This is a genomic window from Rhodobacter calidifons, from assembly GCF_011174775.1.
Classification (GTDB): Bacteria; Pseudomonadota; Alphaproteobacteria; order Rhodobacterales; family Rhodobacteraceae; genus Tabrizicola; species Tabrizicola calidifons.
Genome location: NZ_JAANHS010000021.1, coordinates 23,037 through 33,535 on the forward strand (window position 1 = coordinate 23,037; position 10,499 = coordinate 33,535).

At 69.2% G+C, this 10,499-nt stretch carries 11 protein-coding genes and 1 pseudogene; all 12 read left to right on the plus strand.

Going from position 1 to position 10,499, the window contains the following annotated elements:
* Nucleotides 1–5 precede the first annotated feature (5 nt).
* A complete protein-coding gene (locus G8O29_RS16825) occupies nucleotides 6–443 on the plus strand; it encodes a hypothetical protein (protein ID WP_166404379.1) in 438 nt (145 codons plus the stop codon).
* A 62-nt stretch (nucleotides 444–505) separates the two neighbouring features.
* Nucleotides 506–670, plus strand: a complete 165-nt coding sequence (locus G8O29_RS16830) for a DUF7697 family protein (protein ID WP_166404380.1) — start codon at nucleotides 506–508, stop codon at nucleotides 668–670.
* Between the two features lie 22 nt (nucleotides 671–692).
* Nucleotides 693–3,164 (plus strand): phage tail tape measure C-terminal domain-containing protein, encoded by a 2,472-nt coding sequence (locus tag G8O29_RS16835; RefSeq protein ID WP_166404381.1) that lies wholly within the window; start codon nucleotides 693–695, stop codon nucleotides 3,162–3,164.
* Between the two features lie 9 nt (nucleotides 3,165–3,173).
* Nucleotides 3,174–3,800 (plus strand): DUF2460 domain-containing protein, encoded by a 627-nt coding sequence (locus G8O29_RS16840; RefSeq protein WP_166404382.1) that lies wholly within the window; start codon nucleotides 3,174–3,176, stop codon nucleotides 3,798–3,800.
* Nucleotides 3,797–3,958: a hypothetical protein gene (locus tag G8O29_RS18590; RefSeq protein ID WP_242679152.1), complete on the plus strand. Its 162-nt coding sequence runs from the start codon at nucleotides 3,797–3,799 to the stop codon at nucleotides 3,956–3,958. Before G8O29_RS16840 ends, G8O29_RS18590 begins: the two co-directional genes overlap by 4 nt.
* A gap of 11 nt (nucleotides 3,959–3,969) precedes the next feature.
* The gene (locus G8O29_RS18595; protein WP_242679153.1) at nucleotides 3,970–4,146 is read left to right on the plus strand and encodes a hypothetical protein; all 177 of its coding nucleotides are present in this window, start codon (nucleotides 3,970–3,972) and stop codon (nucleotides 4,144–4,146) included.
* Entirely contained in the window at nucleotides 4,139–4,273 is a 135-nt protein-coding gene (locus tag G8O29_RS18745) for a hypothetical protein (protein ID WP_302848586.1), read from the plus strand. The genes G8O29_RS18595 and G8O29_RS18745 overlap by 8 nt, the downstream gene beginning before the upstream one ends.
* Nucleotides 4,274–4,277: 4 nt before the next feature.
* Nucleotides 4,278–4,928: a lysozyme gene (locus G8O29_RS16850; protein ID WP_166404383.1), complete on the plus strand. Its 651-nt coding sequence runs from the start codon at nucleotides 4,278–4,280 to the stop codon at nucleotides 4,926–4,928.
* Entirely contained in the window at nucleotides 4,925–5,134 is a 210-nt protein-coding gene (locus G8O29_RS16855) for a hypothetical protein (protein WP_166404384.1), read from the plus strand. The genes G8O29_RS16850 and G8O29_RS16855 overlap by 4 nt, the downstream gene beginning before the upstream one ends.
* Complete coding sequence (locus G8O29_RS16860; RefSeq protein ID WP_166404385.1) at nucleotides 5,131–6,015, plus strand: phage/gene transfer agent baseplate hub protein; 885 nt, start codon at nucleotides 5,131–5,133, stop codon at nucleotides 6,013–6,015. The genes G8O29_RS16855 and G8O29_RS16860 overlap by 4 nt, the downstream gene beginning before the upstream one ends.
* Nucleotides 6,012–6,446: an NlpC/P60 family protein gene (locus G8O29_RS16865; protein ID WP_166404386.1), complete on the plus strand. Its 435-nt coding sequence runs from the start codon at nucleotides 6,012–6,014 to the stop codon at nucleotides 6,444–6,446. Before G8O29_RS16860 ends, G8O29_RS16865 begins: the two co-directional genes overlap by 4 nt.
* Before the next feature lie 9 nt (nucleotides 6,447–6,455).
* A pseudogene (locus tag G8O29_RS16870) lies at nucleotides 6,456–10,499 on the plus strand (baseplate multidomain protein megatron); the annotation flags it as partial.

Sequence of the window (10,499 nt, forward strand, 5' to 3'; positions counted from 1 at the left end):
CTGCCATGCTGACCCTCGACCTTTCGAACGCGCCGCAATGGTGCGACCTCATCCCCGGCGTGCGTGTCCGGCTTCGTCCGCTGACTACGGCGCTGATGGTGTCCGCCCGCGGCGATCCCGCGATTGCCGATCTGCCCGAGGGGGCCGCGACCGAGGAAGCCGCGCTCGCCATGGCCAAGGCGCTGGCGCGGCGCGCGATCATCGGCTGGGAAGGGATCGGCGATGCCGCTGGCCATCCCATCGATCCAAGGCCCGAGGCCATCGACGCGCTTCTCGACATCTGGCCTGCCTTCGAGGCGTTCCAGACCCTCTACGTCGCCAAGGCGCTCCTGCTGGAAGCGGAAAAAAAAGTCTCTGCGCCCTTGCCGACTGGTCGCTCAGTGGGGGCGAAGGCTACTGCGCGGCCTGTGCAGGACCCTGTCCCGACTGCCCCGCACGGCTGAACCAGCCGCTGACGCTTGAGGGCGCGCAGGTCTGGGACCTGGCGCAGCGCCGTGGCGGGCAGATGCGCGTCCTCCCCGGCGCGGTGATCGGCTGGGACATGAGCGCAGCGCTGGCCTTGGGCTCGGCCCTCGGCATCTGCCCGCCCGCCATCGCCGAACTGCTGCCGGCCCTCGAGGCGGTGATGGTCCGCCGCGTCAACGAGCAGATCGCGGCCAACCGCGACTGACCCAATCTGGAGCCCCGATCCCATGGCCGAAAAACGCGTCTCCGTCCGGCTCGCCGCCGTGGGCGGCCGCCAGGTGCGCGCCGAACTGGAAGGGATCGGCGAGGCCGGGGCGCGCGGGTTCGGCCGTCTCTCCACCGAGATGGAACTGGCCAACACGCGCCTTGCTGGATTTGCCCGCAAGGCAGGGATCGCGCTGGCAGCCGTCACCGCAGCAGCCGCGGCGGCTGGGGTGGCAATGGTCCGATCGGGGCTCGCCAACATCGACGCGCAGGCGAAGCTTGCGCAGTCGATGCGCACCACCGTCGAAAGCATCCAGACCCTGACCTGGGCCGGGGAACTGGCCGGGGTCTCGATGGGCCAGATCGAGCAGGCAACGCAGCGCCTGACCAATCGCCTGTCGGAAGCGGCCAGTGGTTCCGGCGCGGCGGTCGGCGCGCTGCGGCGCCTGAACCTGACGGCGGCCGAGCTGCAGGCCCTGCCGCTCGACCAGCGTATCGTGGCGATCCAGGACGCGCTGACCCGCTATGTCCCCGAGGCCGAACGTGCGGCGGTCGCTTCGGACCTCTTCGGCGACCGGGCGGCGCTTGCCTTCCTGCGGATCGACAGCGCGACCCTGCGGGATGCGGCGCGCGACGTGCAGGATTTCGGGGTGGCGATCAGCGCGGCGGATGCGGCGCAGATCGAGCGGACGGGCGATGCCATCGCGCGGCTGAGCCTGATCTGGACCGGCCTCGTCAACCGCCTGACCGTCGCCGTCGCCCCTGCGCTGGAAACGGTGGCCACCAGGCTCGCCGACATGGCGCGGGCTACGGGGCCCATCGGGCAGGCGATCACCATGCTCTTCGAGAACCTCGGCCGCCTCGCCACCTATACGATCACCTTCGCCACCGTCATGGCCGGGCGCTGGGTGGCCGGGATGGCGGCCGCCGCCCTCTCCGTGCGCGGCCTCGCCACGGCGCTCATGTTCCTGCGCGGGGCGCTCATCCGCACGGGCATCGGGGCGCTGATCGTCGGTGCGGGCGAGCTGGTCTACCAGTTCTCGGAACTGGTGGCCCGAGTGGGCGGGGTCGGCGAGGCGTTCCGCCTGCTGGGCGATCTGGCCCGCGAGGTCTGGTCCCGCATCGGCCTGTCGCTGGACGCGGCCCTCGCCCGCATGGCGGCCGGATGGGAAGGGCTGAAGGCGACGGGTCTTTCGGCGCTCGAAGGCACGATTGCAGGCGTCGTCAGCTTCGGCGACCGGACGGCGGCAATCTTCCAAGGAGCATACGACGCGGCGGTGGCGATCTGGGGCAGCCTGCCCGGCGCCATCGCTGACTTCGCTTTTCAAGCCGCAAACGGGCTGATCTCGGGCGTCGAGGCAATGCTGAACGGCGTCGGCACCCGGATCAACAGCTTCATCGAGACGCTGAACGCGGCGCTGTCTCTGCTGCCGGAATGGGCCATCGGCGAGGGCGGTGTCCGGATCGGCATCCTCGATCCGGTGGAACTGGGCCGCATCGGCAATCCCTTCGAGGGGGCCGCGACCGCAGCCGGTGCAGCTGCCGCGGACGCCTTCTCGGCCGCGCTGGCCAAGACCTATCTCGAACCGCCTGACCTCGGCCTCGGGGCCATGGCCGACGATGCCCGCGCCCGGGCTGATGGATATCGCGAGGCCGCGCGGATGCTTGCCGATGCCGCCGGTCGGCCGCTGGCCAGCTGGCAGGCGCTGAAGGATGCTGTGAGCGGCACGGGGACGGAAGCCGAGACAGCGCTGGCGGATGCGGCTGGCGCGGCCGATGCCCTCACGTCCGAGCTGAACGATACCGCCACCGCCGCCGATACCGCGGGCGGGGCCGCGCGCGACGCGGGAGCAGCAGCGGCCGAGGGCGCGGACACCGCGCTGACCGGCTGGCAGGCCGTCACCGCCGCCCTCGCCGACTACGCAGCCAAGGCGCGCGATATCGGCAGCACGTTGGTCGGGGCCTTCACCTCGGCCGAGAACGCCATCGGTGACTTCGTGAAGACCGGCAAGCTCGACTTCCGCGATCTGGTCACGTCGATGATCGCCGACCTCGCCAAGCTCGCCGTCCGCCGCTTCATCCTCGGCCCCATTGCGAACGCGCTGGCTGGCGCGATTGGCGGCGCGGGCGTTCGCGGGGCTTACGCGGCCCCACTGGGGCCACGGTCCCCGCTCACCTTCGCGAACATCCTGCATGCGGGCGGCATGGTTGGTGCACAAGGTCCCGGCCGAATGGTCCCGGCCTTGGCCTTCGCGGGCGCCCCCCGAATGCACAGCGGCGGCTGGGCCGGGCTGCGGCCCGACGAGGTACCCGCGATCCTGCAACGCGGCGAGCGGGTGCTCTCCCGGCGCGAGGCGGCAGGGTACGGCCAAGCGGGCGCCTCCACCGTCAATGTCACGATCAACGCCCGCGACGCCGAGAGCTTTCGCCAGTCGCGCACGCAGGTTGCCAGCGACATCGCCCGCGCCGTGTCGCTGGGTCGGCGCGGCATGTGAGGACCAGCCATGGCATTTCACGAGGTTCGGTTTCCGGACAACATCAGCCGTGGCGCGCGCGGCGGCCCGGAGCGGCGCACGCAGATCGTCGAACTAACGAGTGGTGCCGAAGAGCGAAATGCGAGCTGGGCAAACAGCCGCCGCCGCTACGATGTCGCCTACGGCATCCGCCGCGCCGACGATCTGGCGGCGGTGGTCGCCTTCTTCGAGGCCCGCAATGGCCGCCTCCACGGCTTCCGCTTCAAGGATTGGGCCGACTTCAAATCCTGCCTGCCATCACAGACACCGGGCCCGACCAACCAGCCCATCGGCACCGGCGATGGGGCGGCCACGCTGTTTCATCTGACCAAGCGCTACACCTCCGGCGCGCAGTCCTGGAGCCGCACCATCGCCAAGCCCGTCGCCGGGACCGTCACCATCGCCCTGAACGGCACGCCGCAGGCCACAGGCTGGTCGGTTTCGACCGCGACCGGCCTCGTCACCTTCGCCACCGCCCCCGCCGCGGGCGTGGCGATCACTGCGGGCTTCGAATTCGACGTTCCCGTCCGCTTCGACACCGACATGCTCGACGTCACCCTCGACCTCGAGCGGCTGGGGTCGATCACATCCATCCCGCTCTTGGAGATCCGGCGATGAACGAAGAAACCGGCTTCATCGCCGCGGCATTGCGCGATCTGGCGACCTCCACCGCTGTCATCCTTGCCGCCTGGGGCGCTCTGGGCGGGGCCACCAACGCCCTGACCACACGGATGCGGCTGCGCAGCGCGCTGCGCCACATCTGCTCGGCGGGCTGATCGCGGCTGGGATGGGCAGCCTGTCGATGGCGCTCGTCACCCGTTGGCTCGGCCTGCCGCCCGAAGCCATTCCAGCCGGAGGTGCTGCGGGTTCGGCCGCCTATCTGGTCGGCGTCTTCGGCCCCGCCTTCATCGAGGTCGTCCTCGCCCGGCTGCGCAGCGGCAAGGGGGGCACCCCCGATGCATGAACTTCTCCGCCTTGCGCGCGCCATCCGCTGCGACGCAGCCGATCCCGAACAAGCCTTCAGCCACCGCCTGCGCATCGGCCTTCTGGTCGCCGCCCTGATCCTCATCCTTTCCTCCATCTTCGGGTGATCCCATGCACATGACCGACCGGGGCCTGCTGGCCCTGATCCGGCACGAAGGCGTCGTGCCCGGACCCTATCTGGATGTGAAGGACATCTGGACCTTCGGCATCGGCCACACCGCCGCCGCCGGTCCGCCCGATCCGGCGCAGATGCCGCGCGGCATGCCTGCCGATCTCGATGCCGGCATCCGCGAGGCCTTCCGGCTCTTCCGCACCGACCTCGCCGCCTACGAGTCCGAGGTGCTGCGCGCCGTAAAAGTACCGCTCGAACCCCATGAGTTCGATGCGCTGGTTTCCTTCCACTACAACACAGGCGGCATCGCCAAGGCCGCCCTGACACGCCACCTGAACGTAGGCAACCGCGCAGCCGCCGCGCAGGGGTTCATGGGCTGGCTCCGACCGGCCGCAATCCGCACCCGGCGCGAGGCTGAACGCGATCTGTTCCGCGACGGCCGCTACCCGACAGGCACCATCCCGGTCTGGGCGGTCGACCGCAACGGCAGGGTGGATTTCTTGCGACCGCTCCGTCGCCTCAGCGAGAGCGAGGCGCTGGCTTTGCTCCGCCCGACCGGCACGCCGACGCCGCCACCAGCCCAACCCACGACCACGCCCAGCTGGTGGCAGCGACTTGCCAACCTCTTCACGCGAAAGGAAACGACATGAACTGGACCTTCGCACGCGGCCTCGTCTGTCTCGCCTGCCTCGTTGCCTCCGGCCTCGCCATGGCCGGGCTTGCGGATTTCGATCTGGTGACGGGCAACTTCGATCTGCGCCCGTTCAACCTTTATGCTCTGACCGGCGCGGCGGGCGGTGTCGTGTCCTCGGCGCTGGCCTCGGTCGCCCTGTGGCGCGGCTGGGGGCGGAAGTGAAGGCGCTCCCGCCCACACTTCAGGCGCATCTCGACGAGGGCACCACCACTCTGGCCTGGTGCTGGCGCATCACTCGCGCCGATGGTGTGACCTTCGGCTTCACCGACCACGACCGGACGCTCAACTTCGACGGAACCGAGTTCGAACCCGAAAGCGGTCTGACCGCCTCCGAGGTCCGGTCGGGGTCGGACCTGTCCGTCGATGCGCAGGATGCCCAAGGCGTGCTGTCCTCCGACCGGATCACCGAGACCGACATCCTCGACGGCAGATGGGACAATGCGGCGGTCGAAGTTTGGCGGGTGAACTGGTCGGCCCCAGCGCAGCGTGTGCTCCTTCGGCGCGGGGCCATCGGCCAGATCCGGCGAGGGCGGCTGGCATTCGTCGCCGAGGTGCGGTCGCTTGCCCATATCCTCGGCCAGACCGTGGGGCGGACGTTCCAGGCCAGCTGCGACGCCGCGCTGGGCGATGCGCGCTGCGGCGTGAACCTCGAGGCCCCGGCCTTCAAGGGGACCGGCGCGGTGATCGATGTGCTGCGCGACCGTGCCTTCACGGCCGCCGGCCTCGGCACCTTCTCCGCCGGCTGGTTTGCCTTCGGGCTGGTGGAATGGTCGACCGGCGCGAATGCAGGGCGGCGGGTCGAGGTGCTGTCGCATGACCTTGTCGACGGCATTGCTATCCTGACTCTGCTGGAAGCCCCAGTGCGCCCGATCACGGCGTCGGATACCTTCGTGGTCCGCGCGGGCTGCGACAAGCGTATCGCGACCTGCGTTGCGAAGTTCGCCAATGTCGCGAACTTCCGAGGCTTCCCGCACATCCCGGGGCAGGACGCGGTCCTTCGCTATGCGACGAAGGATGGCGGACACGAGGGGGCGGTGCTGTGAAAGCTGCCGATCCCGTCCACGTCATCGCCATCGCGCGGTCCTGGTTGGGCACGCCCTATCACGACCAGGCAAGCCTCCGCGGTGTCGGCTGCGACTGCCTCGGTCTGGCGCGCGGCGTCTGGCGTGAAGTGGTCGGCCCCGAGCCATTCCCTATCCCGCCCTACAGCCGTGACTGGGGCGAGACCGGCCCGCGCGAGGTTCTGGCGGATGGGGCGCGGGCGATGATGCCGGAACTTGATCCATCCGAGGCTGGCCCCGGCACGTTGATCCTCTTCCGCATGATGCCCCGCGCCATCGCCAAGCATGTGGGCATCCTCACCGGCCCCGACACCTTCCTCCACGCCTATGAACGTCTCGGCGTGATCGAGGAACCGCTGACCCCCGCGTGGGCGCGCAAGATCGCCTTCGCCTTTCTGTTTCCCCAACGCTGAGAGAACCCCATGGCGACCCTCGTCCTCGGTGCCGTCGGTTCCGCCATCGGTGGGGCTTTCGGCGGCGCCATCCTCGGCTTTTCCGGGGCCGCCATCGGTGGCTTCATCGGGTCGACCATCGGTTCGGTCGTCGACAGCTGGATCGTTTCGTCGCTGGCGCCCGCGCAGAAGATCGAGGGCCAGCGCCTCGACAGCTTGCGCATCACGTCGGCGACTGAGGGGGCGATCATCCCGCGCCTCTACGGGCGCATGCGCATCGGCGGCAACATCATCTGGGCCACGGATTTCCGCGAGGAGACGAAGACCACGACGCAGGGCGGCGGCAAGGGTGGTGGTGGCGGCAAGGTCAAGACGACCGAGTATCTCTACTATGCGTCCTTCGCGGTCGCCTTGTGCGAAGGCCCGATCACCGGCATCGGCCGCATCTGGGCCGACGGCAAGCCCCTCGACATGACCGGCATCACCTGGCGCTGGTATCGAGGCAATGAGACCCAGACGCCTGACCCGTTCATCGCGGCGAAGATGGGCGCAGCCAACACCCCCGCCTATCGCGGCACGGCCTATGTCGTCTTCGAGGAACTGCCGCTCTCGACCTACGGCAACCGCCTGCCGCAACTGAGCTTTGAGGTGTTCCGGCCGCTTGCCGACCCCGACACTGCCGAGGGGCTGGTGAAGGCCGTGACCATGATCCCGGCCTCGGGGGAGTTCACCTATGCCACCGAAGCTGTGCGCAAGACCGTGGGCGCCACGACCACGGTGTTCGGCCAGACCACTGGCGGAACTTCCTCGGCCGAGAACCTGAACGCGCTGCCCGACGAGGCCGACATCGTCGTGGCGCTGGACCGCCTACAAGCCATGGCCCCGGCCGTCGAGAGTGTCAGTCTGGTCGTCGCCTGGTTCGGCAATGACCTGCGCGCGGGCAACTGCACGATCAAGCCGGGCGTCGAGGTCGCAACCAAGGTCACCAGCCCGAAGATCTGGACGGTCAATGGGGTGTCCCGCGTTGCGGCCCATCTCGTCAGCCGCGACGTCGAAGATCGGCCGGTCTATGGCGGAACGCCTGCCGACTTTGCGGTTGTGCAGGCGATCCGAGAGATGAAGGCGCGCGGGCTGCGCGTCACCTTCTATCCCTTCCTGCTGATGGACGTCCCGCCCGGGAACAGCCTGCCGAACCCCTATTCGAACAGTGCCGCGACGCCCGGTCAGCCGTCATTCCCCTGGCGCGGGCGTATCACCTGCTCCCCGGCGGCAGGCTATGCCGGGAGCGCAGACAAGACCGCTGCCGCGGCGACGCAGGTGTCCAACTTCTTCGGCGCCGCAAACCCGGCGCAGTTTGCGATCTCGGGCGACACCGTTACATGGACCGGTCCCTCGGGCGACTGGGGCCTGCGCCGCATGATCCTGCACTACGCCCACCTTTGTGCGGTGGCAGGTGGGGTTGATGCCTTCCTGATCGGTTCGGAGATGCGCGGGCTGACCACGATCCGGTCGAGCGCGAACACCTATCCGACCGTCACCGCCTTCAAGGCGCTGGCGGCCGACGTAAAGGCAATCCTCGGGCCGGGCACCAGTGTCGGTTACGCCTCTGACTGGTCGGAATACTCCGGTCACCAGCCCGGCGACGGCAGCGGCGACGTCCATTTCCACCTCGACCCGCTCTGGTCGGATGCCAACATCGATTTCATCGGCATCGACAACTACATGCCGCTCTCCGACTGGCGCGACGGCTTCGATCATGCCGATGCCCTCGAAGGCTGGCCCGCGATCCATGACCGGGGCTATCTGCAGGCGAACATCGCGGGCGGCGAGGGCTTCGACTGGTTCTATGCCTCCGAGGCCGACCGGTCGGCGCAGATCCGGACGCCCATCGCGGATGGCAGCGCGGGCAAGCCCTGGGTGTTCCGCTACAAGGACCTGCGCGCCTGGTGGTCCGAGCCGCATTTCAACCGTCCGGGTGGGGTGGAGAGCGGCACGCCGACGGAGTGGGTGCCGCAGTCGAAACCCGTCTGGTTCACCGAACTGGGCTGTCCGGCCATCGACCGGGGGACCAACCAGCCGAACGTCTTCTTCGACCCGAAGTCCTCGGAGAGCTTCACCCCGTATTTCTCGCGCGGCTGGCGCGACGACGCAATCCAGCGGGCCTATCTTGAGGCGACGTATCTCTGGTGGGGTCAGGGCACGAACAACCCGACGTCCGCGGTCTATGGCGGCCGGATGGTGCATGTTCCGGAATGCGCCGCCTGGACCTGGGACGCGCGACCCTATCCTTTCTTTCCGGAACTGACCGGGATCTGGACGGACGGGCCGAACTGGCGGCTCGGCCACTGGCTGACCGGGCGGCTCGGGGCTGTGTCACTGGCGGCCCTCGTGCGCCATCTCTGCCTGCGCGCCGGGCTGGCGGAGAGCCTCATCGACGTTTCCGGCCTCTGGGGCGCGGTCGAGGGCTATGTGATCGGCGCTCTCGAAAGCCCTCGCGCGTCGATTTCCACGCTGGCCCGACATTTCGGCTTCGATGCGATCGAAACGGAGGGGGTGATCCGCTTTGTCATGCGCGGTCGGGCGTCCGTCACCACGCTGGCCATCGACGATCTGGTTGCCAGCCGCGAGGGCGAGGCCTTCGAACTGACCCGCGGCCAGGAGACCGAACTGCCCCAGGCGCTGAAGTGGCAGGTCGCGCGCACCGACGAGGACTATGACGCGGCCCTCGTCGAGGCACGCAGCATCACCGTCGACACCACCCGCATTGCGTCCGAGTCCTTCCCCACGGCGATCCCGCCGAGGGTGAGGCGGGTGCGCCACGGGTTCGAGCACCCGCCGAACGAACGCCGCTGCCGCCGCACTGATGGAGGCGTGGATCGGCCGGGAAAGCGCCACCTTCCGCCTGCCGCCCTCGCGGCTGGCGCTCGACCCCGCCGACGTGATCCGGCTCGCGCATGACGGCCGCGAAGTGGAATTCCGCCTGGTCTCTGTCGCCGATGCCGAGGCGCGGGGCGTCGAGGCGGTGCGTCAGGACCGCGCCGCCTATGACCTGCCGCCCGGCGATTCCCGGCCCGCGAGCATTGCAAGCCCTGTCGTGTTCGGCACGCCGGAAGTGGTGATGCTGGACCGGCCGCAAATCAGCGAGGACCAGCCCGCCCATCGCCCCCTGATCGCCGCCCATGCCAGCCCCTGGCCGGGCCAGATCGCCGTCTTCCGCAGCGCCTCGACGGACGGGTTCAACCTCCTGACGACCTTCGGGAGCCGTGCTCAGATCGGCACGCTGGCCTTCGATTTGTTTCCCGGGCCAACCTCCCGTTTCGATCTGGGCAACGCGCTGGTGGTCGATCTCCTGTCCGGAACGCTGGAAAGCGTGACCGACGTCGCGCTGTTCGGCGGGGCGAATGCATTGGCCGTGGAGACAGCGGCCGGGGTCTGGGAGATCGTCCAGGCTGGCCAAGCCGAACTGATCGCACCGGGCCGCTATCGCCTGACACGCCTGTTGCGTGGCCAGCGCGGCACGGAACATGCGATGGGCAACCCGGCGCCAGCCGGGGCGCGGGTCGTGGTGCTGGATTCAACGCTGGCCTCACTCCCCATTGCCGAGGCCGATCTCGGACTGCCGTGGAACTGGCGTGTGGGCCCGGCCGCGCGTGCCTTCAGTGACGCGAGCTATGCCGCGCTGGGCTTCACCCCGTCCGGGCGCGGTCTTGTCCCCTTCGCGCCGGTCCATGTCGAACAACCATGGCGCACCGCCCGCAGCCCGGGCGATCTGACCATCAGCTGGACACGGCGATCCCGCGCGCTGGTCGCCGATGCCTGGGAACAGGTCGAGGTGCCGCTGGCGGAGGGTGAGCAGGGACCCTGGCCCCAGTGGGGCCAGGCAAGCCCTGCGAACGAAAGCTACGACATCCAGATCCTCGACGGTGCAGCCATCAAGCGGACGCTGAAGAGCAGCACGACCTCCGTCCTCTATACCGCCGCGCAGCAGGCCGCCGACTGGGGTGCGCCGCTCGGGCCCGGCCAGACGCTGGCGCTCCGCATCTACCAGCTCTCGAACCGCCTCGGCCGCGGCAC

Bases quoted from the DNA above. Each gene is read 5' to 3' on its own strand.
- G8O29_RS16835 (WP_166404381.1), top strand. From the start codon at position 693: ATGGCCGAAAAACGCGTCTCCGTCCGGCTCGCCGCCGTGGGCGGCCGC.
- G8O29_RS18590 (WP_242679152.1), top strand. From the start codon at position 3,797: ATGAACGAAGAAACCGGCTTCATCGCCGCGGCATTGCGCGATCTGGCG.
- G8O29_RS16850 (WP_166404383.1), top strand. From the start codon at position 4,278: ATGCACATGACCGACCGGGGCCTGCTGGCCCTGATCCGGCACGAAGGC.
- G8O29_RS16840 (WP_166404382.1), top strand. From the start codon at position 3,174: ATGGCATTTCACGAGGTTCGGTTTCCGGACAACATCAGCCGTGGCGCG.
- G8O29_RS18595 (WP_242679153.1), top strand. From the start codon at position 3,970: ATGGGCAGCCTGTCGATGGCGCTCGTCACCCGTTGGCTCGGCCTGCCG.
- G8O29_RS16825 (WP_166404379.1), top strand. From the start codon at position 6: ATGCTGACCCTCGACCTTTCGAACGCGCCGCAATGGTGCGACCTCATC.
- G8O29_RS18745 (WP_302848586.1), top strand. From the start codon at position 4,139: ATGCATGAACTTCTCCGCCTTGCGCGCGCCATCCGCTGCGACGCAGCC.
- G8O29_RS16855 (WP_166404384.1), top strand. From the start codon at position 4,925: ATGAACTGGACCTTCGCACGCGGCCTCGTCTGTCTCGCCTGCCTCGTT.
- G8O29_RS16830 (WP_166404380.1), top strand. From the start codon at position 506: ATGCGCGTCCTCCCCGGCGCGGTGATCGGCTGGGACATGAGCGCAGCG.